29 protein-coding genes are annotated in these 22,057 nt (G+C 41.4%); 26 read left to right on the top strand and 3 right to left on the bottom strand.

Translation table 11 applies throughout. From position 1 onward, the window contains the following. Nucleotides 1–7 precede the first annotated feature (7 nt). From rpsH to CA730_RS17600, 23 genes are all read left to right on the top strand, one after another. Nucleotides 8–409, top strand: coding sequence for a 30S ribosomal protein S8 (gene rpsH / locus CA730_RS17710; protein WP_027402094.1), 402 nt, complete (start codon nucleotides 8–10; stop codon nucleotides 407–409). Nucleotides 410–489: 80 nt separating this feature from the next. Continuing rightward, the gene (gene rplF / locus CA730_RS17705; RefSeq protein WP_096669288.1) at nucleotides 490–1,038 is read left to right on the top strand and encodes a 50S ribosomal protein L6; all 549 of its coding nucleotides are present in this window, start codon (nucleotides 490–492) and stop codon (nucleotides 1,036–1,038) included. Nucleotides 1,039–1,040: 2 nt separating this feature from the next. Further along, the gene (gene rplR, locus CA730_RS17700) at nucleotides 1,041–1,403 is read left to right on the top strand and encodes a 50S ribosomal protein L18 (RefSeq protein WP_096669286.1); all 363 of its coding nucleotides are present in this window, start codon (nucleotides 1,041–1,043) and stop codon (nucleotides 1,401–1,403) included. 83 nt (nucleotides 1,404–1,486) lie between these two features. Then, nucleotides 1,487–2,011: a 30S ribosomal protein S5 gene (rpsE, locus tag CA730_RS17695; protein ID WP_027402091.1), complete on the top strand. Its 525-nt coding sequence runs from the start codon at nucleotides 1,487–1,489 to the stop codon at nucleotides 2,009–2,011. A 64-nt stretch (nucleotides 2,012–2,075) separates the two neighbouring features. Continuing rightward, nucleotides 2,076–2,519: a 50S ribosomal protein L15 gene (gene rplO, locus CA730_RS17690; RefSeq protein WP_096669284.1), complete on the top strand. Its 444-nt coding sequence runs from the start codon at nucleotides 2,076–2,078 to the stop codon at nucleotides 2,517–2,519. Nucleotides 2,520–2,648: 129 nt separating this feature from the next. Then, nucleotides 2,649–3,962 (top strand): preprotein translocase subunit SecY, encoded by a 1,314-nt coding sequence (gene secY, locus CA730_RS17685; protein ID WP_096669282.1) that lies wholly within the window; start codon nucleotides 2,649–2,651, stop codon nucleotides 3,960–3,962. Continuing rightward, nucleotides 3,962–4,516, top strand: a complete 555-nt coding sequence (locus tag CA730_RS17680; protein WP_096669280.1) for an adenylate kinase — start codon at nucleotides 3,962–3,964, stop codon at nucleotides 4,514–4,516. Before secY ends, CA730_RS17680 begins: the two co-directional genes overlap by 1 nt. A gap of 207 nt (nucleotides 4,517–4,723) precedes the next feature. Then, nucleotides 4,724–4,948, top strand: a complete 225-nt coding sequence (gene infA / locus CA730_RS17675) for a translation initiation factor IF-1 (protein WP_006276978.1) — start codon at nucleotides 4,724–4,726, stop codon at nucleotides 4,946–4,948. Between the two features lie 207 nt (nucleotides 4,949–5,155). After that, the gene (rpmJ, locus tag CA730_RS17670) at nucleotides 5,156–5,269 is read left to right on the top strand and encodes a 50S ribosomal protein L36 (protein WP_015079193.1); all 114 of its coding nucleotides are present in this window, start codon (nucleotides 5,156–5,158) and stop codon (nucleotides 5,267–5,269) included. 106 nt (nucleotides 5,270–5,375) lie between these two features. Continuing rightward, complete coding sequence (rpsM, locus tag CA730_RS17665) at nucleotides 5,376–5,756, top strand: 30S ribosomal protein S13 (protein ID WP_096669278.1); 381 nt, start codon at nucleotides 5,376–5,378, stop codon at nucleotides 5,754–5,756. A gap of 54 nt (nucleotides 5,757–5,810) precedes the next feature. Continuing rightward, the gene (rpsK, locus tag CA730_RS17660; RefSeq protein ID WP_015079191.1) at nucleotides 5,811–6,206 is read left to right on the top strand and encodes a 30S ribosomal protein S11; all 396 of its coding nucleotides are present in this window, start codon (nucleotides 5,811–5,813) and stop codon (nucleotides 6,204–6,206) included. 90 nt (nucleotides 6,207–6,296) lie between these two features. Beyond that, entirely contained in the window at nucleotides 6,297–7,241 is a 945-nt protein-coding gene (locus CA730_RS17655) for a DNA-directed RNA polymerase subunit alpha (protein WP_096669276.1), read from the top strand. A 39-nt stretch (nucleotides 7,242–7,280) separates the two neighbouring features. Continuing rightward, nucleotides 7,281–7,631 carry a 50S ribosomal protein L17 gene (rplQ, locus tag CA730_RS17650; RefSeq protein WP_096669274.1) on the top strand — a complete coding sequence of 117 codons (351 nt, stop codon included), beginning with the start codon at nucleotides 7,281–7,283 and terminating at the stop codon, nucleotides 7,629–7,631. An 88-nt stretch (nucleotides 7,632–7,719) separates the two neighbouring features. After that, nucleotides 7,720–8,553: a tRNA pseudouridine(38-40) synthase TruA gene (gene truA, locus CA730_RS17645; protein WP_172891210.1), complete on the top strand. Its 834-nt coding sequence runs from the start codon at nucleotides 7,720–7,722 to the stop codon at nucleotides 8,551–8,553. Between the two features lie 48 nt (nucleotides 8,554–8,601). Continuing rightward, on the top strand, nucleotides 8,602–9,057 hold the full coding sequence (gene rplM / locus CA730_RS17640) for a 50S ribosomal protein L13 (protein WP_027402083.1): 456 nt from the start codon (nucleotides 8,602–8,604) through the stop codon (nucleotides 9,055–9,057). Beyond that, nucleotides 9,057–9,473 carry a 30S ribosomal protein S9 gene (gene rpsI, locus CA730_RS17635; protein WP_039201058.1) on the top strand — a complete coding sequence of 139 codons (417 nt, stop codon included), beginning with the start codon at nucleotides 9,057–9,059 and terminating at the stop codon, nucleotides 9,471–9,473. The genes rplM and rpsI overlap by 1 nt, the downstream gene beginning before the upstream one ends. 196 nt (nucleotides 9,474–9,669) lie before the next feature. Then, nucleotides 9,670–9,906 carry a 50S ribosomal protein L31 gene (rpmE, locus tag CA730_RS17630; protein WP_039201059.1) on the top strand — a complete coding sequence of 79 codons (237 nt, stop codon included), beginning with the start codon at nucleotides 9,670–9,672 and terminating at the stop codon, nucleotides 9,904–9,906. Nucleotides 9,907–10,027: 121 nt separating this feature from the next. After that, on the top strand, nucleotides 10,028–11,128 hold the full coding sequence (gene prfA, locus CA730_RS17625; protein ID WP_096671614.1) for a peptide chain release factor 1: 1,101 nt from the start codon (nucleotides 10,028–10,030) through the stop codon (nucleotides 11,126–11,128). Nucleotides 11,129–11,352: 224 nt separating this feature from the next. Further along, entirely contained in the window at nucleotides 11,353–11,556 is a 204-nt protein-coding gene (locus tag CA730_RS17620) for an addiction module protein (protein ID WP_096669270.1), read from the top strand. Between the two features lie 48 nt (nucleotides 11,557–11,604). Further along, entirely contained in the window at nucleotides 11,605–11,835 is a 231-nt protein-coding gene (locus CA730_RS17615) for a hypothetical protein (protein WP_096669269.1), read from the top strand. Further along, nucleotides 11,816–12,097: a type II toxin-antitoxin system RelE/ParE family toxin gene (locus CA730_RS17610; RefSeq protein ID WP_096669267.1), complete on the top strand. Its 282-nt coding sequence runs from the start codon at nucleotides 11,816–11,818 to the stop codon at nucleotides 12,095–12,097. The genes CA730_RS17615 and CA730_RS17610 overlap by 20 nt, the downstream gene beginning before the upstream one ends. Before the next feature lie 42 nt (nucleotides 12,098–12,139). Beyond that, on the top strand, nucleotides 12,140–12,334 hold the full coding sequence (locus CA730_RS17605) for a hypothetical protein (protein WP_231939871.1): 195 nt from the start codon (nucleotides 12,140–12,142) through the stop codon (nucleotides 12,332–12,334). A gap of 54 nt (nucleotides 12,335–12,388) precedes the next feature. Continuing rightward, nucleotides 12,389–12,568 (top strand): hypothetical protein, encoded by a 180-nt coding sequence (locus CA730_RS17600; protein WP_096669265.1) that lies wholly within the window; start codon nucleotides 12,389–12,391, stop codon nucleotides 12,566–12,568. A gap of 27 nt (nucleotides 12,569–12,595) precedes the next feature. On the opposite strand, the gene CA730_RS17595 is transcribed toward CA730_RS17600, so the two are convergent. Next, the gene (locus CA730_RS17595; protein ID WP_096669263.1) at nucleotides 12,596–13,096 is read right to left on the bottom strand and encodes a 2TM domain-containing protein; all 501 of its coding nucleotides are present in this window, start codon (nucleotides 13,094–13,096) and stop codon (nucleotides 12,596–12,598) included. 550 nt (nucleotides 13,097–13,646) lie between these two features. On the opposite strand from CA730_RS17595, the gene CA730_RS17590 reads away from it, so the two are divergent. Together CA730_RS17590 and CA730_RS17585 are read left to right on the top strand one after the other, a co-directional pair. Then, a complete protein-coding gene (locus CA730_RS17590; RefSeq protein WP_096669261.1) occupies nucleotides 13,647–14,354 on the top strand; it encodes an ROK family protein in 708 nt (235 codons plus the stop codon). Nucleotides 14,355–14,537: 183 nt separating this feature from the next. After that, nucleotides 14,538–15,599, top strand: coding sequence for an IS4 family transposase (locus tag CA730_RS17585; protein ID WP_096663248.1), 1,062 nt, complete (start codon nucleotides 14,538–14,540; stop codon nucleotides 15,597–15,599). A 155-nt stretch (nucleotides 15,600–15,754) separates the two neighbouring features. Here the strand turns inward: CA730_RS17585 and CA730_RS17580 are convergent, their stop codons facing one another. After that, complete coding sequence (locus tag CA730_RS17580; protein WP_096669259.1) at nucleotides 15,755–16,654, bottom strand: M48 family metallopeptidase; 900 nt, start codon at nucleotides 16,652–16,654, stop codon at nucleotides 15,755–15,757. A 214-nt stretch (nucleotides 16,655–16,868) separates the two neighbouring features. Then, nucleotides 16,869–18,167: a helix-turn-helix domain-containing protein gene (locus CA730_RS17575; protein ID WP_096669257.1), complete on the bottom strand. Its 1,299-nt coding sequence runs from the start codon at nucleotides 18,165–18,167 to the stop codon at nucleotides 16,869–16,871. 298 nt (nucleotides 18,168–18,465) lie between these two features. On the opposite strand from CA730_RS17575, the gene CA730_RS17570 reads away from it, so the two are divergent. Continuing rightward, on the top strand, nucleotides 18,466–22,057 hold a 3,592-nt coding region (locus CA730_RS17570; protein ID WP_197705457.1), incomplete at its 3' end, for a S8 family serine peptidase.

Raw genomic sequence — 22,057 nt, 5'->3', positions numbered from 1 at the left:
GGGAACGATGGCGGCTAACGACACAATTGCAGATATGCTGACGCGCATCCGCAATGCCAATATGGCAAGGCATCAAACTACGCAAGTACCAGCTACAAAGATGACCCGTAGTATTGCTAAGGTACTGCGAGAAGAAGGCTTTATTGCGGAAGTTGAAGAAGCAGGAGAAGGAATTAAGCGAAACCTGGTTATTTCCCTGAAATACAAAGGTAAAAATCGCCAACCCTTAATCACTGCCCTAAAACGAGTGAGTAAACCAGGTTTGCGTGTTTACTCCAACAGAAAAGAATTACCAAGAGTGCTAGGCGGTATCGGTATTGCCATTATTTCTACATCCAGTGGGATTATGACTGACCGCGAAGCACGCCGCCAAAATCTAGGCGGTGAAGTGCTTTGCCACGTTTGGTAGTCGTCATTGGTCATTGGTCAGTGGCAAAACAACGAACAACTGACAACTGACAAAAAACAACTGACAAAGAACAAAAAATCATGTCTCGTATTGGTAAACGTCCAATTACCATTCCCGCCAAAGTGCAAGTGGCGATTGATGGTGTCAAAGTAGTGGTGAAAGGTCCTAAAGGTGAACTTTCCCGTCAACTACCTAACAATGTCATACTCTCCTTAGATGGAGAAACATTGCTAGTTACTCGTCGTGATGAAACCCGCACCTCCAGACAAATGCACGGTCTGAGCCGCACCTTGGTGGCCAATATGGTGGAGGGAGTATCTCAGGGTTTTCAACGTCGCTTGGAAATCCAAGGGGTTGGTTATCGCGCCCAAGTTGAAGGCCGTAACCTAGTTTTAAATATGGGTTATAGCCATAAAGTGCAAATTGAACCGCCAGAAGGAATTCAATTTGCAGTAGAAGGTACTACTAATGTCATAGTCAGCGGTTATGACAAAGAAATTGTAGGAAATACAGCAGCTAAAATTCGTGCAGTCCGTCCGCCTGAACCTTACAAAGGTAAAGGTATTCGCTATGCAGGTGAAGTGGTCAGACGCAAAGCTGGTAAGACTGGTAAGGGTGGTAAGAAGTAAACATGAAACTTACACGCAAAGAATCAAAACAACGTCGTCATCGGCGCGTTCGTGGCAAAGTCACCGGTTCTCCAGAACGTCCCCGCTTGGCTATATTTCGATCCAATGAGCATATTTATGCTCAAGTAATTGATGATACCAAGCAAGAAACTATAGTTGCCGCATCAACCGTAGAACCAGAATTGAAATCTAACATAGCTTCTGGTGCTAACTGTGACGCATCAGTACAAGTTGGTAAATTGGTAGCTGTGCGCGCTCTAGAAAAAGGCATCACTAAAGTCGTTTTTGACCGTGGTGGCAACCTCTATCATGGTCGCATTAAAGCACTGGCTGAGGCGGCACGCGAAGCTGGTCTAGATTTCTAAGTCCGTCAGTAGTCAATAGTCAGTAGCAACTGACAACTGACAACTGACAACTGACAACTGACAACTAAAAGAGAGCATTGATTATGGTAACCGGTCGTCGTAAAGCAAGCCGTACAAAAAAAGAAGAAACCACCTGGCAAGAGCGAGTTATTCAAATCCGCCGGGTGAGTAAAGTCGTCAAAGGTGGTAAAAAACTCAGCTTCCGTGCCATTGTCGTCGTTGGTAATGAACGTGGACAAGTCGGAGTCGGAGTAGGCAAGGCATCAGATGTAATTGGTGCAGTTAAAAAAGGTGTCGCTGATGGTAAAAAACATCTGATTGACATTCCTATCACCAAATCCAATTCTATTCCTCACCCCATTGATGGCATCGGTGGTGGAGCTAAAGTGATGATGCGCCCAGCCGCACCAGGTACAGGGGTAATTGCCGGGGGTGCTGTACGGACTGTACTAGAGTTAGCAGGAATACGCAATATTCTTGCCAAACAACTAGGTTCAAATAACCCTTTGAACAACGCCAGAGCCGCAGTTAACGCTCTATCTACCCTGCGGACATTAAGTGAAGTTGCTGAAGATCGCGGTATCGCCATTGAGAAACTCTATATTTAGTCACCCTTTGTATCAGATTCTCAATCTAAAATCCAAAATCTAAAATCTAAAATCCCAAACCAAAATGAGACTTAATGATGTTAAGCCCCAAAAAGGCTCTAAAAAACGCCGTAAGCGTGTAGGTAGAGGTATTTCTGCTGGACAAGGTGCTAGCGCTGGTCTAGGGATGCGTGGTCAAAAATCCCGTTCTGGTAGTGGCACAAGACCAGGTTTTGAAGGTGGTCAACAGCCATTGTACCGCCGGATTCCTAAACTCAAGGGTTTCCCTCTGATTAATCGGAGAATTTACACTACTATCAATGTAGAGAAATTAAATAATTTACCTGCTAACTCAGAAGTAACTTTAGAGTCATTAAAACAGTCCGGTATTTTAACCACTGTTAAAGGTGAACTGAAAATTTTGGGTAATGGTGAATTGAATGTTTCTCTTCAGGTAAAAGCTGCTGCTTTCACAGGCCAGGCTCGCGCCAAAATTGAGGCTGCTGGTGGGAGTTGCGAAACTGTATAAAAGATGAAGGGTGCGGACTGCCGATAACCTCGTGATTGGGGGGAAGAGGTTATTGTTCACAAGATACCTTAATCATCTTCATCACATTAATCACGTAAATCATAGTTAGGACTTCAAAGGTAAAACTCTATGATCAGTCGAGACAAAGCCCCAACGGCTCAAGAAACTTTTATGCAGATGGCGCAAGCAGCCGGACTGAGAGGTAGGCTGCTTGTCACTGTCGGTATTTTAATTTTGGTTCGCCTGGGGATATTTTTGCCTGTTCCAGGAATTGATAGACCTAAGTTTGCTGAGGCTATATCGGGCAACAATTCCATCTTCGGTTTATTGGATATATTCTCTGGGCGCGGACTCTCTACTTTGGGTATCTTTGCTTTGGGGATTTTGCCCTTTATTAATGCCTCCATTATCATCCAATTGCTCACTGCGGCTCTGCCATCTTTAGAAAACTTACAGAAAAATGAAGGGGAAGCAGGTCGGCGGAAAATATCACAAATTACCCGCTATGTGACTGTAGTTTGGGCAATCATTCAAAGTGTGGCTTTTTCGGCATTATTCCTCCAACAATTCGCTCTTAACCCCGGTCCGATATTCGTAGCAGAAACAGCGATCTCGCTAACTGCTGGTTCAATGTTCGTGATGTGGGCATCGGAACTAATTACTGAACGGGGTATCGGGAATGGCGCATCTTTGTTGATTTTTGTCAACATTGTGGCTTCTTTACCTAAATCTCTGGGAGATACCATTGACTTGGTACAAGTTGGTGGACGAGAAATTGTTGGGCGTGTCATCGTCCTGGTCCTGGTTTTTATGTTCACAATCGTCGGGATTGTGTTCGTACAGGAAGGAATGCGCCGCATCCCCATTATTTCGGCTCGTCGTCAGGTAGGCAGAAGAGTTTTAGCAGAACAGCGGAGTTATTTACCTCTACGCCTTAATTCTGGCGGGGTAATGCCGATTATTTTCGCAGCCGCAATCCTGAGTTTGCCACTTTTAGTCGCAAATTTCACTAAAAATCCTGAATTAGCAAACATCGTTAATACCTATTTAAGTCCTGGTGGTTCTGCACCTTGGGTATATGCTCTCGTTTACTTAACTTCCATTGTTTTCTTCAGTTACTTCTATTCTTCGTTGATTCTCAACCCAGTAGACGTGGCTCAGAATTTGAAAAAAATGGGTTCTAGTATCCCCGGTATTCGTCCCGGAAAAGCCACTAGTGAGTATATCGAAAAGGTCACAAACCGACTGACTTTTTTAGGGGCTATCTTTTTAGGTTTAGTGGCAATTATTCCCACAGCCGTAGAAAGTGCCTTAAAAGTTCCCACCTTTAAAGGACTGGGTGCAACATCTTTGTTAATTCTAGTTGGTGTGGCAATTGATACGGCTAAACAAATCCAAACTTACGTTATCTCTCAGCGATATGAAGGAATGGTGAAACAATAGTGACGCGATTAATCTTCTTGGGACCACCAGGCGCTGGTAAAGGAACTCAAGCTAAAACCTTGGCTGCATTTTTGCAGATTCCTCATATTTCTACAGGTGACATTTTACGCCAAGCCATTCAAGACCAAACAAATTTGGGAATGCAAGCCCAAGGTTTTATGGATAAAGGCGAGTTAGTGCCAGACAAATTAGTAGAAGATATGGTCAAGGAGCGTCTGCAACAACCAGATGCTATAACAGGTTGGATTTTAGACGGCTTTCCTCGTAAAGTTACACAAGCAGAGTTTCTGGCAGAATTACTCACAAGTCTAGGACAGGGTGGTGAAAAGGTAATCAATCTGGATGCACCAGATGAATCTGTCATTACCCGGTTACTAGGACGCGGACGAAAAGATGATACTGAAGAAGTAATTCGTCGCCGCTTAGAAGTATACCGCGATGAAACTGCACCCTTAATTAACTATTTTACAGATCGCCAAAAACTCCTCACAGTCAACGGTAATCAGTCCCAAGAAGAAGTTTTTACTGATTTGAAAAATATCATAGCTGCTTAAAGAAACTCAGGGGTAGCGGTTTATGTCGGCAGAAAGAAAAAACAAAATTTTCCATTGCCTATCACCTCTCCCCTATCTTCCAAGCTAGGCGCAAGTCAATTTTAGCTAAGATGTATTAATAAACTGTTGATATTTTCTCTAATTGTGTTCTTGATGCCCATGAAAGTGGACAAGGACAATAGGAGATTGTTGAGTTGAGGAAAAAACTTGTCTAAGCAAGATCTAATTGAAATGGAAGGGACTGTCACCGAATCGTTGCCTAATGCAATGTTTCGTGTTGACTTAGATAACGGCTTTAATGTCCTAGCACACATTTCTGGGAAAATTCGCCGTAATTACATCAAGATTTTACCTGGCGATCGCGTCAAAGTTGAATTAACACCCTACGACTTAACCAAAGGTAGAATCACCTATCGTCTGCGGAAGAAATAAATCTATAGCAGGAGTCAGGAGTCAGGAGTCAAGATGTAAAAACCCTTGATGCTTGGTTTTTGGTTAAAATTCTGTACTTAGTTTACCTACAATCTGCTGTAATCACAGAATCTTACCACAAACTAACTGGTATTTTTCTCGTTACATAACTGAAATATTTCTTCTAGAAATGCTATAATTTACTATTTGGAGTCAATTTTAAAAGGCATGAAAGTCAGAGCCTCAGTTAAGAAAATTTGTGAAAAGTGCAGCGTGATCAAGCGTCGAGGTCGCGTAATGGTGATTTGTGAAAATCCCAAACACAAGCAACGCCAAGGATAGAAGCTATCTATCAAAGCAAAGTCAAATCCGCGACAATTAACCGAACAAGAAAAAACTATCGCACTTTGCTAACTGCAACTACGAAAACAATAGGGAGAGATTCATTGTGGCACGGATTTCCGGCGTAGACCTTCCCCGCGATAAGCGTGTAGAAATTGGTCTAACATACATTTACGGAATTGGCTTAACTAGATCACATCAAATTCTCGCAGCTACTGGTGTTAACCCAGATACCCGCGTCAAAGACCTGTCCGATGCTGATGTGGCAGCCCTCAGAGGAGAAATCGAAAGCAACTATCAAGTTGAAGGAGATTTACGCCGTTTAGAAGGACTAAATATTAAGCGTTTAGTTGATATTGGCTGTTACAGAGGTCGGAGACACCGCATGGGCTTACCAGTGCGTGGGCAAAGAACCCGTACCAACGCTAGAACCAGACGTGGTAGAAGACAGACAGTGGCTGGTAAGAAGAAAGCCCCTGGCAAATAATTTTTCTAAACTTGCTGGAATTAGCAAGTTGTACCTTAAATTCACTAAAGAAATATGGCCAGACAACCAACAAAAAAATCCGGGAGCAAAAAGCAGAAACGGAACGTACCCAATGGGGTTGCCTACATTCAGTCTACCTTCAACAATAGCATTGTCACGATTACCGATCAAAATGGAGATGTTATCTCCTGGGCAAGTGCTGGTTCTAGTGGATTTAAAGGGGCAAAAAAGGGAACACCCTTTGCCGCACAAACCGCTGCGGAAAGCGCAGCTAGACGAGCCACAGACCAAGGAATGCGGCAAATCGAAGTTATGGTGAGTGGCCCCGGTGCAGGTAGAGAAACCGCTATTCGGGCGCTTCAAGGTGCAGGATTAGAAATTACACTCATTCGGGATATTACCCCAATTCCCCACAACGGTTGCCGTCCACCCAAGCGCCGTCGAGTTTAAACTTTTCTCATCTAACAGTTAACTGTCAACTTTTGACTGTTGACTGTTGACTTTTGAATTTTGACTTTACGAAGTGAGGGAGGCTACTCCGTGGCGCAGTTTCAAATTGAATGTGTAGAGTCTAATGCTGAGGAAAGTCGGAGCTATTACAGTAAGTTCGTTCTAGAACCCCTAGAGCGCGGTCAAGGGACAACTGTTGGCAACGCGTTGCGGCGAGTTTTACTTTCTAACTTGGAAGGGACATCAGTGACAGCAGTGAGAATTGCTGAAGTTAGTCATGAGTTTGCAACAGTTCCAGGGGTAAGGGAAGACGTACTGGAAATCCTCATGCGAATGAAGGATGTCATTCTTAAGAGTTATTCTTCTCAACCCCAAATTGGTCGTTTACTTGTGCATGGACCAGCAACAGTAACTGTGGCACATTTCGATTTACCTAGTGAAGTAGAAGTGATTGACCCGACTCAGTATATCGCCACCATCGCTGAGGGTGGAAAACTGGAAATGGAATTTCGGATTGAGCGAGGCAAAGGCTACCGGACTGTAGAACGAGGCAGAGAAGAAGCCACATCTTTGGATTTTCTCCAAATTGACTCAGTGTTTATGCCCGTGCGAAAGGTTAACTATAGTGTTGAAGAAGCCCGTGGCGATGGCTCTTTGAAAGATCGACTTCTTTTGGAAGTATGGACTAATGGTAGTATTTCTCCTCAAGAAGCACTATCATCTGCTGCTGGAATTTTGGTAGATTTATTTAACCCATTAAAAGATATCTCCTTAGAACCAACAGACACGGGTTCAGATATCCCAGATGATCCCACCGCCCAAATCCCCATTGAAGAGCTACAGTTATCTGTTAGAGCTTATAACTGTTTAAAACGCGCCCAAGTAAATTCCGTAGCCGACTTATTGGATTACACCCAAGAAGACCTGTTAGAAATCAAAAACTTTGGTCAAAAGTCAGCGGAAGAAGTAGTGGAAGCTTTACAGCGTCGCTTAGGTATTACCTTACCTCAAGAAAGAAGCTCTAAGCCCAGCTAAGTCAAAAACCAATAAATGAAACTTCATTAGTGCATTGTTATGCGTCATCGTTGCCGAGTCAAAAAACTTAGTAAACCAGCGGATCAACGTAAAGCTCTTCTCAGAGCCTTGACAACAGAGTTGGTACGTCATGGTCGAATTACTACAACTTTAATCAGAGCTAAAGTTGTACGCAGTGAAGTAGATAAAATGATTACCCTAGCTAAAGATGGCTCTTTAGCATCTCGTCGAAAAGCACTGGGTTATATCTACGACCAAACTTTAGTTCATGCACTATTCGAGCAAGCTCCTACTCGGTATGCTAACCGTCAAGGTGGTTATACTCGCATTTTGCATACCGTCCCCCGTCGAGGTGATCATGCTGAAATGGCGATTATTGAACTAGTTTAAAGTTATTGGCAAGAGGGAACAGGGAACAGGGAACAGGGGAAAATATCCACTGACTACTGACCACTGACCACTGACCACTGACTAAATTATGTTAGAAAGCCGCCAGCAAAATCAGACTCAGCGAGTAGCCTTAGTCATTCAGTATATAGGTACTCATTTTCACGGTTGGCAAAGACAAAAAGGACAGCGAACTGTTCAAGAAGAGATAGAAACAGCAATCGCAACTGTTCTAGGGTATCATGTGACACTCCACGGAGCAGGTCGAACTGATTCTGGAGTCCATGCTGCCGCTCAAGTAGCTCATTTTCAAGCCGCAAGTTTAATTCCTGCTCACAGGTGGGCAAAGGTGCTAAATGGGTACTTGCCCCCAGGTATATTAATTAGGGCATCAGCAGGTGTAAGTGGCAGTTGGCACGCTCGTTTTAGCGCGATTTATCGTCGATATCGCTACACTATCTACACTGAAGAGTTACCGAATTTATTCGCGCAACCTTTTAGTTGGCATTATTATTATGCCCCTTTAGATGAAGCCTTAATTACGTCTGCCTTAAAACCACTGCTGGGAAAACACCATTTATCTGCTTTTGAACGGGCTGGGTCAGCGCGATCGCATTCCTGGGTAGAAGTGCAAGCAGTAGAATGTCGTCGGAGTGGATCATTTATCCATATTGAAATTCAGGCTGATGGATTTTTATATGGCATGGTGCGGCTGTTGATAGGAATGGTAGTACAAGTAGGTTCTGGTCAGCGGACTCTAGATGACTTCACTGATATCTGGCAACAGGAACGCCGGGAAGAAGTGAAATATTCTGCACCTGCTCACGGGTTATGCTTGTTGAGAGTCGGTTATCCCGATTTTCCCTTTCCGCCAAAAATTTGGTATGACACCCAACCATACCTAGTCATGGGTCATAAATCATGAATCATGACCAAAGACAACTGACAACTGACAACTGACAAAGGACAAAAAATGAGTAGTAAAACCTACCTTCCCCCTCAAGCATCTCTTGAGCGTGATTGGTACTTAGTAGACGCGACAGATAAACGTCTGGGTCGTCTGGCGAGTGAAGTCGCTATGATCCTCAGAGGCAAAAGAAAAGCCGAATATACTCCCCATTTAGATACGGGGGATTTTGTCATTATTATCAATGCTGAGAAAGTGGCAGTAACAGGTAAAAAGCGCACTCAAAAGCTTTACCGTCGCCATTCTGGTCGTCCCGGTGGTATGAAAACAGAAACTTTCGCCAAGTTACAACAGCGATTACCAGAAAGAATTCTCGAACACGCTATTAAGGGTATGTTACCTAAAAATAGTTTGGGTAAACAGTTATTTACCAAACTGAAAGTGTATGCAGGTCCAACCCATCCTCATGCAGCACAACAACCCAAAGAAATCACAATTAGTACAATTCCTGGAGAAAACTAATGCAGGTAGCAGAAATTACTAGCGGACGTGCTGTTTATTGGGGTACTGGTCGTCGGAAAGCCTCTGTCGCTAGAGTTCGTCTAGTTCCCGGTGAAGGGAAAATGACTGTTAACGGTAAAGATGGAGATTTGTATTTCCAATTCAATCCTAACTACTTAGGCGCTATCAAAGCTCCTTTGGAAACCTTGGGATTGGAAAGCGAATACGACATCGTGGTCAAAGCTGAAGGTGGTGGCTTAACTGGACAAGCAGATTCTATTCGTCTAGGTGTGGCCCGGGCTTTATGTCAACTTGACCCAGACAACCGTTCACCGCTGAAAACTGAAGGCTATTTAACTCGTGATCCACGAGCTAAAGAACGGAAGAAATACGGTTTGCACAAAGCCCGCAAAGCTCCTCAATACTCGAAACGCTAAGATAGGAGTAGGAGTCAGGAGTTCAGAAGTTCAGAATTCAGGAGTATGGCTAACGCCACCCTATGCCTTCAGCACACTACGTGAAAGCTATCAGAATTCAGGAGTTCAGAAAGAGGGAAAAACTTTTTACCCAGTATCCAATCTCCAGTTCCCTATTCTCAGTTCTAAATTTATATAGATTCCCCACAAAAAAACAATGGCTAAACCTGATATTCATCCCAAATGGTATCCAGACGCTAAAGTCTACTGTAATGGTCAAGTAGTTATGACCATTGGTGCTACTAAGCCCGAACTCCACGTAGATGTTTGGTCTGGAAATCACCCCTTCTACACTGGTACTCAAAAAATGATTGATACTGAAGGTCGTGTAGAACGCTTCCTGCGTAAGTATGGTATGTCCAGCACTCAAACTGGCGACGATAATCAAAAGTAGCTGGTTGGCTGTAGCTGTTGATAGTGTGGCGGAAGCCACAGACGACCCTGCATAGTGCTGGGTCGCTTGTCATTTAATGCTTGAGCCAACTTGTTATTTTTTAGGAGCATTTATAGTCATCATGGCAGAATCATACTTACTGGAGAAACTTAAATCTGTTGAACAAACTTTTCATGAATTAACACGCCGTTTAGCCGATCCTGATACTGCTAGTAATCCCGATGAGTATCAAAAAATTGCTAAGTCTCGTTCTTCTTTGGAAGAGGTAGTTAATACCTATGAAACTTGGAAAACAGTCCAGGATGAATTGGTAGGGGCGCGTCAGATCCTCAAAGAGTCCAATAGCGATCTAGAGTTGCATCAAATGGCGGCCTTGGAAGTTAGTGAATTAGAAGAAAAGCTAGAATATTTGGAAAGCCGCTTAAAGGTGTTGCTGCTACCCCGTGACCCCAACGATGATAAAAACATTATGTTGGAAATTCGCGCTGGTACCGGTGGTGATGAAGCTAGTATCTGGGCTGGGGATTTACTGCGGATGTATTCCCGCTATGCTGATGTCCAAGGTTGGAAGGTGAAGCTAGTTAGCGAATCCTTGGGAGAAATGGGCGGGTTTAAAGAAGTAATTCTAGAAATTCAAGGTGATAGTGTTTATAGTAAGCTGAAGTTTGAATCTGGTGTACATCGTGTTCAGCGTGTACCAGCAACGGAATCGGGAGGTAGGGTTCACACTTCAACGGCGACTATAGCGATTATGCCAGAAGTGGATGAAGTGGAAATCCACATTGACCCGAAAGATATTGAAATGAGTACGGCGCGTTCTGGTGGTGCGGGTGGACAAAACGTGAATAAGGTGGAAACTGCGGCTGATTTGTTCCACAAACCCACTGGGATTCGGATTTTCTGTACAGAAGAACGGAGTCAGTTGCAGAATAAGGAACGGGCGATGCAAATTCTCCGGGCTAAGTTGTATGAGTTGAAATTGCGAGAACAACAGGAGGCTGTAACTTCAATGCGGCGATCGCAAGTTGGTACAGGTTCTCGTTCGGAAAAAATTCGCACCTACAATTATAAAGATAGTCGGGTGACAGACCACCGTTTAGGTCAAAATTTTACCCTTAACCCTGTTTTGGAAGGTGATATAGAGACGGTAATTCAATCTTGTATATCGCAAGATCAACAAGAACGGTTAGCAGAATTAGCCGCTTCTGGTTCTAGTAGCTAATTAACTTCATTAACTTCCTAAATATCTTAGAAAACCGCTTGTTGTTATTTTCTGCACTTACAGGCGGTTTTCTTATGGGAAGGGAGATGAAGATTTGTTTACTGTTGTAGAAACACATTCATCCTCAATATGACATTTCCACAGAAACAATGATAAAATGGCTTGTGGATAAAGTCTTTGTTTGTGCCTATTCTCAATTCAATTTACAGGGAATATAAATAATTATGCTATCAGTTGAAGAATTAATTTACGAAGCCTTGTCTTTACCCAGTTCTAGCCGAGTATTTTTAGTAGAAAAACTAATTGAAAGTCTAGAATCTGATATTGATGAAAACATCCAAAAGAGTTGGAACACAGAAGCTAAAAAACGCAGAGATGAAATACGGAATCATACCGTTGATCCAATTTCTGGAGAAATAACTTTATGACTTAAAATAGAATTAAAAAACGCATGATTTACTTAATTAGGAGTTTCTATGATGACTTTACAAGAAATTATTAATTCTATAGAAAATTTACCCACAGAAGATCGAGAGTATTTATTTGAGTTTCTTCAAAAGCAACGAATTGAGAAAAAAAGGACTGAAATTTTAACTAATGCGGAGGAAGTTAAACAAGCTTTTAAGAATGGTACAGCAAAAAAAGGAAGCGTTGATGATTTAATCGCTGATTTACTGGGAGATGATGATGGAAGTTGTCTGGAGTAGTGGATTTAAAAGGTCTTTCAAGAAGATTACAAACAAAAACCCACAATTAAAAAATCAAATTATTAACGTATTAAGACTTTTGGCAAATGATCCATTCACACCGTCTTTGAAGTCTCATAAATTAGGAGGTGATTTAGCAGGTTTATGGTCTTGTTCTGTTGCTTATGATTGTAGAATTATCTTTAATTTCTCTGAGGATGAAGAGTTATTAGAAGTGGTTATTTTATTGATAGATATTGGCAGTCATGATGAAGTTTATTAAAATGAATTCTTCTAACAGATGATAATATAAAAACAGAGTTTTATGAAAAACATTATGCAAGCATATAAACTTGATCATACCACAGACCCAACCAGTGAACCAGCGCCAGAAACACCAAAAAGACGAACTAAAATCAAGACTTTGCAAAACTGGTTTGAAAAAACCCAACCTGCACCTCCTGATTTTGATCCAGATCAAGCTAAATGGGAATATTTAAAGGAGAAACATAACTTGTGAAAGTCTTGCTTAATACCAACATAATTATAGATGTTGCCCTAGAACGACAACTTTATGACTTTACAGGAAATTATTAATTCTATAGAAAGTTTACCTACAGAAGATCGAGAGTATTTATTTGAGTTTATGCAAAAGCAACGAATTGAGAAAAAAAGGACTGAAATTTTAACTAATGCCGAGGAACTTAAACAGGCTTTTAATAATGGTACAGCAAAGAGAGGAAGCGTTTATTAAATTTAGCTGCGTAACAGCTTATCAGGTTTAAGGGCTAAATACTTTAAACCACTTATTTAAAACTGTATTGATTGTTTGTTTAATTTGATGGTTGCGATTCCATCTTTGAAAGGCGATTTCGTAATCTTCACCTTTGGTTTGAAAAGTATTCCAAATATCTAAGGATATGGCTAATCCGCAAGCGAGTAAGATATAAAGTGACCAAGAAATACCGCCACTAATGGCATCCATACCTAGGAAAAAAATATTAATAATTGCGTAATTGCCTAAACGTTTTTTAAATTTACTTTGGCGATAAAGATTAAAAGCTTTACGCTGTTCAACTTCGTTTTGTTTACCTAACCAATCCCGTTCCGCTTGTTGGAGGATATCGGGTGATATTTGTAACTCTGTGGCAATTTCCAGGATTTGCTGATAGGAAAATTCTTGATCATTATCGTCTACTTGACGAGCGATCGCTAATTGCAGAATTTGCTGTACATCCTCTTGGCTGTAGGAACGCAGGCTGTTAGGGTGAAAGGTTGTCATAATTGTTGCTCAAATAATAGTTTTAATAGAAAAATGCACTACCATCAGCAATATTTACACTACTTCTAGATTAGCAAATTTAAATCAATCTGGTGTTCAATTAGTTATGGTTGGGAAAAATATCTATGGTGGTTATTAGCAGTTCGATGAGAAGAGGGCGGGGAGACCCCGCTGACAGGTGTAGGTTTTTTACATTCTGGTGAGGGCAAGACTTGGGCAACAAGGTGGACAAGATGACAAGGGAGGAAAACCCTACAGGATGATGTTTTTTGGCAACAATAACACACCGTTAAAAGACTATTGTGCGGATAAAATCTTCCTTGTCTACTTTCCCTCCAAGTCTTCCCAGTCTTGCCTTCACAGACAATATTAAAAACCTACCCTTGTGAGGGGGAGACCCCGCCCCTACGGATTGAAAATCCGTCTGTTTCAATGCTGTTCTTTCTCTGTCCACCATTCACATCTGGGAGAGGTTCATGAAAACATATCCTGTGGACTCTAATTTAGCAACGTAATATCGAAAGAAGTTGCAAAAAACCAAGAAAATCTTATGTTAGAAGATAATGGATCTATTCGTACTTTATCTGTAGATATTGGCGGTAGTGGGGTAAAGGCAATGGTTTTGGATATTACAGGCAAGCCTTTAACCGAAAGAGGCAGATTAGAAACCCCCCAACCTGCTACACCAGAAGTAGTAATCAACACTATTGTAGTCTTAGCCGCCGCTCAAGGTGAATATCATCGGGTATCAGTAGGTTTTCCGGGTGTGGTGCGTTATGGAGTCACCGAAACCCCTGCTAATCTCCATTGTGATTGGATTGGGTTTGATTTAGCTACAATATTATCTCAACAGTTAAATAGACCTGTTAAAGTCATTAATGATGCCGATATGCGGGGACTAGGGGCGATCGCTGGTAAAGGTGTAGAATTGGTCATTACCTTGGGTACAGGGTTTGGTTCAGCCTTATTTGTAGATGGTACGTTAGTTCCAAACATGGAAATGGGACATCACCGATTTCGCAAAGGGGAAACCTATGAAAAGCAGTTAGGACGGGCAGCATTAGATAAGATTGGTGAGAAAAAATGGAATAGACGCTTAGAAAAAGCTATAACATCTTTGCAACACTTATTTAACTATGATTGTCTTTATATTGGTGGTGGTGAAGCAGTGCGAATCAATATGAATCTACCATTAAATGTGAAATTAATCCCCAATATCACGGGTTTATTAGGTGGTATTGCTTTGTGGAAAGATTAGGCAAAATTAAACTAAATATAACTTTTGTGGGGTGGGTTTCTAGACCGCCCTATTTTACAATATTATTTGATATTTATTGATATAAGACCAATCTCTGTACAGGACAAAAAATAGAGAAAAAGCTTGCAAAGGAAACAGAGAAAGGGTTTCATAGAAAGTTACCACACAATCAAAGAAACCCCTATGAACCAGATTAACCTATTACGAGACACACTAAAACCACATTTGGAATGGCATGGAGCGCGTCTAAGCTTTTTAGCGTTATTTTTAATATCTTTATTAAGAGTAAAGACAGTGAACTTGGTAGAATTAGCAACTGGTTTTCGCAACTGTGCTAAAAACGAATCCAATTACAAACGGTTGCAAAGATTTTTCCGAGATTTTGATATAGATTATGCAGTCATAGCGAAAATGATTGTAAAAATCATGAACATTCCCCAGCCTTGGGTGTTAAGTATTGACCGGACTGAATGGCGTTTTGGTCAAATATGGTTAAATATCCTCATGTTGGGAGTAGTACATAATGGTGTCGCTTACCCCCTAGTTTGGCAGATATTGGAGAAGAAAGGTAACTCCAACACGGATGAACGAATGGATTTACTTGACCGATTTGGACAACTGTTCCCAGATGCACAAGTTGACTATATCAGTGCTGACAGAGAATTCGTGGGGGCAGAATGGTTAAGTTATTTACTGCTTGAACCAAATATTCCATTCCGAATCAGGATTCGTCACACTGATTTAATTAGTGATACAGAAAAGACTCTTCCAGGTAGCGTCATTTTTGCTCATCTGGCTGCGGGTGAATCTCAGGTTTTATCTACTCGTCGTTGGGTCTGGGGTCGTTCAGTTTATGTAGCTGGTTTACGTCTTGATGATGGCAAGTTATTAATCGTGATTTCTGATACTTCTCCCCAAACCATAATTGCTGACTATGGCCGTCGTTGGGGGATTGAAACTTTGTTCGGTATGTTTAAAACTCGTGGTTTTTGCTTGGAATCTACACATTTTATTGATTCTAACCGATTGAGTAAGCTCTTAGCTTTACTGTCATTAGCTATGTGTTGGGCTGTCAAGACTGGAGAATGGTTGCATCAACACCAACCTATCAAAATCAAGAAACATGGACGTTTTGCTAAAAGTGTTTTTCGTTACGGTTTAGATTATCTGCGTTCTCTTGTTACTGATTTAGATTTGAAATATGACGACTTTCTTCTCTCTCTCAATTTTTTGTCCTGTACTTAGAAGACCAATATTTGATTTATGAAAATATCCGTAGGGTGCGTCAGATATTACAAATCTGTTTATTGATAGAATTTATGCAGTCTGACGCACCCTACAATACCTAATTTTTTTTCAAAAATCTAACATGAGTTCTATATTTATTTCCGTCCATCTATTTACCAAGAAGTCAAAAAATTCCATCCTTCTTTTTCGTCTCCTTCCTCTTTTCCTTTTGGAGTATTGACATTTTCTCCTTGCAGTACATGATTGTATTCTCCAGAATCAACCCATTTTAACAATTCACCAGTCCGCATTACTAACCAAGAAAGATTAGATTCTGAATAACTTAATATTTTCGTAACTTGATCTAGACTATCAACACTATTAGAGGCAAATTCACGGGATTGAATCAGGAAATCTTCAATCACATCAGGAGTTAAATACTCTTCTGGTAAACCTGCAAGTTTCATCAGTGCGGTAGTTGCAATATCAATATCTTGACAAGCTAATAACCCAGCCCGATCTGCGGTGAACTTTGCCATCATTACCCAATTATATAATGCTAATTCTACACCACTAGCTATCAATCCTCCTAAGCCTAATGTGGTACTACTTAACCATATTTTTAATGCTGGCATCACAATTGCTATTTGATGATAAATTATATGTTGACTTTTAATTCGAGCAATTTCGTAGCCAAAAATAAACAGTAATTCATCATAATTCAACCATTCCATTGCTTCAATATTGATACCAATAATAGGTTTTTCTAGGCCAATAATATAGGTTTGAATATGCCCTGTCCCTCGAAACAAATACAATTCAGGAATAGTTGTCACATCAAGAATTTGGCAAGCTTCTAATAATGGTTGATACAATTGGGGAAAATTCCGGGGTGTGACTCTGATTTCACTAGCAATACTTTGTAATCTCAGTAAACGATCAATCCCATATTCGTTGACTTTTTTGAGCAAAGGAGAAATACCGGGCATACTTTGTAAAGAAGCCAAAGCTTTCCGATCAAATGGGTGTTCGTAAGTTTGTGAACTTAGTCCAGTTAATATTTTTTTTGTCATGGGTAGTGAATTATTTTGGCACAATAATTAAATTATATTGTTTGATTTTATAAAAAATCCAGGGAATAAATTCCCTGTCTAATAGCTATAGTCGGTTTTAACCGACTATTTTTTCTTTATTTATTCTATTTAGAACATGAAGTTCGATTTTTAGAGGACTTTTGCAAAACAGAATAAAAGAATCATACTTAATTAGAGTGCGTTAAAACGCACCTCAGTTATGAGCCTGGGAATTCATTCCCAGGCTTTGGCTATTTTTGTCAACCATTTCCAATCCAGGTTTTGGTTTAAATTGTTCTATAACGTACTCAATAACTATAGGTTGCAAGGTGTATTTACCTGCTTTCTCCTCAATGAAAGAGCGTGAATGTAGCCTTTCTATTGCTTGCCAAAAATGGGATCTAGAAACATGAGGTAATATATTTGCTAAATCAGTAATTGTTGTTAATTGCGAGTTAATTGCCAAATAGTACATGATTTCCCGTTCTACATCACAGAGACAACTTAACTGTTGTTCTAACAATCTGCGAAGATGATGACTGACCAATAGGGTATTCTCTGCTAGAAATTTGTTAATATCACTATTAAATAATTGAATGATAGTATTAACAACTATTTTAATTTTTAAAGGATTATTACCATATAAATCGCATAATTCATATTTTTGTTGTTCTGTCCCCAATAGTTGTTTTGATTGCAGTAGGGAAAAGGCTACTTCTGAAGAACCAAACAATCTCAAAGAACCTATTGAAGATGACCAGTTTTCCAGTAAGCTGATTCGGGCAGGTTGATCTCGACTGCTGAAAATTAGACAGCTTTGATGACTGGTTTCGGCAATTATCTGGATAAAATGACTGTATTCGATGTTGAGCGCATCTAAAGCTGTTTTGATGTTATCCAATATCATGAGACAACGATAAGTACGCAAATAATGGATAATTCGATTGATGTGGGGTTTGCTTTCCTGGCAATTGGAGAAAAGGAAGAGCATATCCTTAATCATCTCATCAAAGGATAGGACTGTAGGCACGGAACGCCAAAAAACGTAATCAAATTCACCCTGAATTTGTTGTGCTAGTTGGGTAGCTAAGGTTGTTTTTCCGACTCCACCCATACCAAATAATCCTATCAAGCGACAGCGATCTTCTAAAATCCATGATTTTAGCTGTGTCAGTTCTTGTCTGCGTCCATAAAACACTGAAACATCAATTGCAGTTCCCCAGTCTAGGAATTGATTTGAACTTGGTTTTTTTTCGTATTTGTGCGCATGGGGGGTGGGTTTAGATGTTATTTCAACCCTGGTAGTAATTTCTCGCCAATCTAGATTTAATCGCCGGCACAATTCTTCAAAGGTTGCATAACTAACAGGTTTACCAGTCAGGAAGTTGCTAATTGTAGCTAAGGACAAGCCAGTATCATAAGCTAAAGCTCTTTGGCTGGAGTAGCCATTAGCTCCAAGTGCCATATTAACAAGTTGAACATAGTCATTGCTTACATTAAGCGACTTCGACATAATTTTGAAGTTATGTTAAATAACGTACGTAGAGACGGCAATAATCCACTCTTTCAGGCAGATTTGACTAAATTTTAGACGTTATAGGTGATATTTTCTCATGATGAATGCGCCATGTAAATATATCTTTAGATAGATGACAATGGTTGTTTTGTTTTTTGGTGTCAAATTAGCTCTGAATTTAGATGAAGTCAGATTAAGTTAGTATTTCTCAGTACGGAGGTCTGTACAGGGTTGGGTATAATCAGGAAAATAAGTATTCAATTACGAACTAATACAGGGTTACAGGGTTATAATCATGGCAAAATCTACCAAAACCGTCGTTTTCATTGATCCCAATGTCCCAGATTATAAAAATATAGTTGATCAAGTTAAACCTGGTACACTGTTGTTTCTTCTCAGCGCCAACCAGGATGGTATTAGGCAAATTACTAAAGATTTATCAGGACTTAGAGACATTGATAGCCTTCAGATTATTTCTCAAGGGTCAGAAGGCAGTTTGTCACTTGGTTCAACCGTCCTCAACTCCGCAAACCTCAGCAATTATACCTCACAATTGCAGCAGTGGGGTCAATCTCTCACCGCCACAGGAGATATTCTGTTGTATGGTTCCAATGTTGCTCAGGGTTCAGCAGGTAAAGCTTTTGTCCAGCAAATTAGTCAGTTGACCGGGGCAGATGTAGCTGCATCTGATGACTTGACTGGGAATACTGCATCAGGTGGAGACTGGGTGTTAGAATACACTACTGGATTGATTGAAGCACCTCCGGCGCTGGAAGTTGCATCTATCACCTCGAACGGAAATAGTCAAGATACCGTAGGAAAATATCCAACTCCGCAACCAGCCTATGCCTCTGATAAACTGATTGTCAAATTTAAACCAAAAACCGATATCGCTCAAGCCAATGAGATTAAAAACACCCTGGGAGTAGTTAGCACAAAAACTATTGATCTCACAGGCGCTCAAATATGGACATTATCTGGAAAAACCTCTGTAGAAACTGCCCTCGCTACATACAGAAATAGTTCCCTATTCGAGTACATCGAGCCAGATTATATTGTCACCAAAGCAGCCACCCCCAATGACCCAAGCTTTGGTCAACTATGGGGATTACATAACACAGGTCAAAGTGGAGGAACTCCAGACGCAGACATTGACGCTCCCGAAGCCTGGGATATCCAAACAGGCAATCCCAACCTGGTCATAGGAGTGATTGATACAGGAGTTGATTATAACCACCCTGATTTAGTAGGCAATATTTGGACTAATCCAGGAGAAATCGCCGGAGATGGCATAGATAACGACAATAACGGATATATAGACGATGTTCGCGGTTGGGATTTTGCCTATAATGACAACAACCCCAGTGATGTTGATGGCCACGGAACCCATGTTTCGGGAACTATTGCTGGTAAAGGTAATAACGGCGTTGGTGTCACAGGGGTGGCCTGGAATGCCAAGATTATGCCTCTGAAGTTTCTCAATGATCAAGGATCAGGAACTCTCTCCGCGGCCATCTTGGCAATTAACTATGCCACAGCCAAGGGCGTGAAACTAACCAACAACTCTTGGGGAGGTGGAGGCTATAGCCAAGCTTTGTATGATGCCATTAATGCAGCAGGTCAAGCTGGAGCTTTATTCATTGCGGCGGCGGGTAATAGTTCGGCTAACGCAGATATCAATCCCATGTATCCCGCTGCCTACAACCTAGCTAATATTATCTCTGTTGCTTCCACCACACGCACCGATTCCCTCTCTTCCTTTTCCAACTATGGATTGACTAGCGTGGATTTAGGCGCACCAGGTTCAGACATTTATAGCACCCTGCCTAACAACAGTTATGGAACTCTTTCTGGCACATCAATGGCCAGTCCCCACGTTGCCGGGGCTGCGGCTTTAGTCTGGTCTCAAAATCCGACTTGGACCGCACAGCAGGTTAAGAATACCTTGATGCAAACCGGTGACTCGATTTCTGCCTTAGCAGGGAAAACTGTATCTGGAAAACGCCTCAATGTTTTTAATGCTTTGGCAGCAGCTAACTTACCTTCTGTAACTGTCAGTGTCAGTCCTGCCACTGTTCAAGAAGACGGTGCGACTAACTTGGTTTATACTTTTACTCGCACCAATTTAAACCTAAGTTCTCCCCTGACCGTTAACTTCGGGACGAGTGGCATAGCAAACGCCGCCCCAGTGGGAAGCGACCCAGCAGACTATAATGTCTTAACCAATAGCAGTGTTACCTTTAATCCGACAACGAAACTGGGAACTGTCACCTTTGCTGCTAATGCCACAACTGCTCAAGTAGTTATTGATCCCATAGCTGATACATTAGCAGAAATTCAGAATGAGACGGTAAATATAACAGTTAATTCCGGCACGGGTTATATCGGTGGGTCTCCAGGTGCGGCAACTGGAACTATTGTTTCGGAAGAAACTTTACCAATTTTCACCAACCCTAATAATATTAGCATTCCCGATAGTGGCGCAGGTAATCCCTATCCTTCAATTATCAATGTCTCAGGATTAACTGGTAACATTACGAGCCTCAAAGTCACATTAACGAATCTTAGTCACACTTATACTGATGACATTGATGTGCTGTTAGTTAGTCCGACTGGAGCCAAGTCCCTCCTCATGTCTGATGTAGGCGGTGTTAATGATTTACAGAACGTGACTTTGACTTTCGATCCCACAGCTACTGCTAACCTGCCTGATGGGGAACAGATTACCAGTGGTAGCTATAAGCCAACAGATTTTGGATCTGGAGACTTATTTAACTCTCCAGCCCCCGTTGGTCCCTATGGTACAGACTTTTCTGTCTTTAACAATACCAACCCCAACGGGAATTGGAGTCTCTACGTTATGGATGACGCGGGTGGTGATGTAGGAAGTATTGCGGGTGGTTGGTCTATGTTGATTGGAACTACGCCAACATTACCAGAAATCACAGTCGTAGCCACAGATGCAGATGCTGCCGAAACCCTACTAGTAACAACACCAAATCCCGGACAATACACCCTCACCCGGACAGGTGCTACCACCAGCAGCTTAACGGTTAACGTTGCCTTGAGTGGAACAGCCACCAATGGCACAGATTACACAACCATTCCTACTACTGTCACCTTTGCCGCAGGTTCTAGCACAGCCTTAGTCAACTTGAACGTCACTGATGACACCCTTGTTGAAGGAGCAGAAACTGCCACCCTCACAGTGCTATCAGGAACAGGCTACACTCCAGCCAGTATTAGTGCCAAACAGGACATAACTGCATCGGTAACAACAAGTTACGTCGGGGCTGCAATCAGTGCAACCATAAATATTGCTGATAATGATGGAGTTAATCCGACCACTATCCTAGCCTCGGATACAGGGTGGTACGACAACACTGGCTCACACAGCCCAACTAATACTAACTATTTTGTGGGTGATAATTTTGATATTGTGTTGCGTCGCAATTGGATGACATTTAACCTGCCTACCCTGGTTCAGCCAATTGTTTCCGCTCAGTTACAAATTAAAACTTATGGCTATCTAAGTAACGATGTCAGTGAGACATACGAGTTACGGGATGTGATCACCCCAGTAACAACACTGGTTGCCGGTGGTACTGGTTTGACAAACATCTATAATGACTTGGGAGATGGCGTTATCTATGGTAGTCGCAATTTCACCAGTGCTGATAGCAATAAAACAGTGACCATCAATTTGAACTCATCTTTGGTGAATGCGCTGAATGCCAAGAGTGGTCAGGCTTTCGCTTTAGGAGGATGGCTAACTACCCTGGATAACAACAATAACTTTGAGTATGTTTTTGGTTTTTCTGGTAATAATCCTGGGGACGATGTTCAATTGCTGCTCACTTATGGTACAACTCCATCACCAGAAATCA

The sequence above is a fragment of the Dolichospermum compactum NIES-806 genome, assembly GCF_002368115.1.
Lineage (GTDB): Bacteria > Cyanobacteriota > Cyanobacteriia > Cyanobacteriales > Nostocaceae > Dolichospermum > Dolichospermum compactum.
This window is presented reverse-complemented; position numbering and strand designations above follow the sequence as displayed.

What these genes read in the sequence shown, in the direction of transcription:
- rpsH (WP_027402094.1), top strand. Translation starts at nt 8, where the DNA reads ATGGCGGCTAACGACACAATTGCAGATATGCTGACGCGCATCCGCAAT.
- rplF (WP_096669288.1), top strand. Translation starts at nt 490, where the DNA reads ATGTCTCGTATTGGTAAACGTCCAATTACCATTCCCGCCAAAGTGCAA.
- rplR (WP_096669286.1), top strand. Translation starts at nt 1,041, where the DNA reads ATGAAACTTACACGCAAAGAATCAAAACAACGTCGTCATCGGCGCGTT.
- rpsE (WP_027402091.1), top strand. Translation starts at nt 1,487, where the DNA reads ATGGTAACCGGTCGTCGTAAAGCAAGCCGTACAAAAAAAGAAGAAACC.
- rplO (WP_096669284.1), top strand. Translation starts at nt 2,076, where the DNA reads ATGAGACTTAATGATGTTAAGCCCCAAAAAGGCTCTAAAAAACGCCGT.
- secY (WP_096669282.1), top strand. Translation starts at nt 2,649, where the DNA reads ATGATCAGTCGAGACAAAGCCCCAACGGCTCAAGAAACTTTTATGCAG.
- rpmJ (WP_015079193.1), top strand. Translation starts at nt 5,156, where the DNA reads ATGAAAGTCAGAGCCTCAGTTAAGAAAATTTGTGAAAAGTGCAGCGTG.
- rpsK (WP_015079191.1), top strand. Translation starts at nt 5,811, where the DNA reads ATGGCCAGACAACCAACAAAAAAATCCGGGAGCAAAAAGCAGAAACGG.
- rplQ (WP_096669274.1), top strand. Translation starts at nt 7,281, where the DNA reads ATGCGTCATCGTTGCCGAGTCAAAAAACTTAGTAAACCAGCGGATCAA.
- truA (WP_172891210.1), top strand. Translation starts at nt 7,720, where the DNA reads ATGTTAGAAAGCCGCCAGCAAAATCAGACTCAGCGAGTAGCCTTAGTC.
- rplM (WP_027402083.1), top strand. Translation starts at nt 8,602, where the DNA reads ATGAGTAGTAAAACCTACCTTCCCCCTCAAGCATCTCTTGAGCGTGAT.
- rpsI (WP_039201058.1), top strand. Translation starts at nt 9,057, where the DNA reads ATGCAGGTAGCAGAAATTACTAGCGGACGTGCTGTTTATTGGGGTACT.
- rpmE (WP_039201059.1), top strand. Translation starts at nt 9,670, where the DNA reads ATGGCTAAACCTGATATTCATCCCAAATGGTATCCAGACGCTAAAGTC.
- prfA (WP_096671614.1), top strand. Translation starts at nt 10,028, where the DNA reads ATGGCAGAATCATACTTACTGGAGAAACTTAAATCTGTTGAACAAACT.
- CA730_RS17620 (WP_096669270.1), top strand. Translation starts at nt 11,353, where the DNA reads ATGCTATCAGTTGAAGAATTAATTTACGAAGCCTTGTCTTTACCCAGT.
- CA730_RS17615 (WP_096669269.1), top strand. Translation starts at nt 11,605, where the DNA reads ATGATGACTTTACAAGAAATTATTAATTCTATAGAAAATTTACCCACA.
- CA730_RS17610 (WP_096669267.1), top strand. Translation starts at nt 11,816, where the DNA reads ATGGAAGTTGTCTGGAGTAGTGGATTTAAAAGGTCTTTCAAGAAGATT.
- CA730_RS17605 (WP_231939871.1), top strand. Translation starts at nt 12,140, where the DNA reads ATGAAAAACATTATGCAAGCATATAAACTTGATCATACCACAGACCCA.
- CA730_RS17600 (WP_096669265.1), top strand. Translation starts at nt 12,389, where the DNA reads ATGACTTTACAGGAAATTATTAATTCTATAGAAAGTTTACCTACAGAA.
- CA730_RS17595 (WP_096669263.1), bottom strand. Translation starts at nt 13,096, where the DNA reads ATGACAACCTTTCACCCTAACAGCCTGCGTTCCTACAGCCAAGAGGAT.
- CA730_RS17590 (WP_096669261.1), top strand. Translation starts at nt 13,647, where the DNA reads ATGTTAGAAGATAATGGATCTATTCGTACTTTATCTGTAGATATTGGC.
- CA730_RS17585 (WP_096663248.1), top strand. Translation starts at nt 14,538, where the DNA reads ATGAACCAGATTAACCTATTACGAGACACACTAAAACCACATTTGGAA.
- CA730_RS17580 (WP_096669259.1), bottom strand. Translation starts at nt 16,654, where the DNA reads ATGACAAAAAAAATATTAACTGGACTAAGTTCACAAACTTACGAACAC.
- CA730_RS17575 (WP_096669257.1), bottom strand. Translation starts at nt 18,167, where the DNA reads ATGTCGAAGTCGCTTAATGTAAGCAATGACTATGTTCAACTTGTTAAT.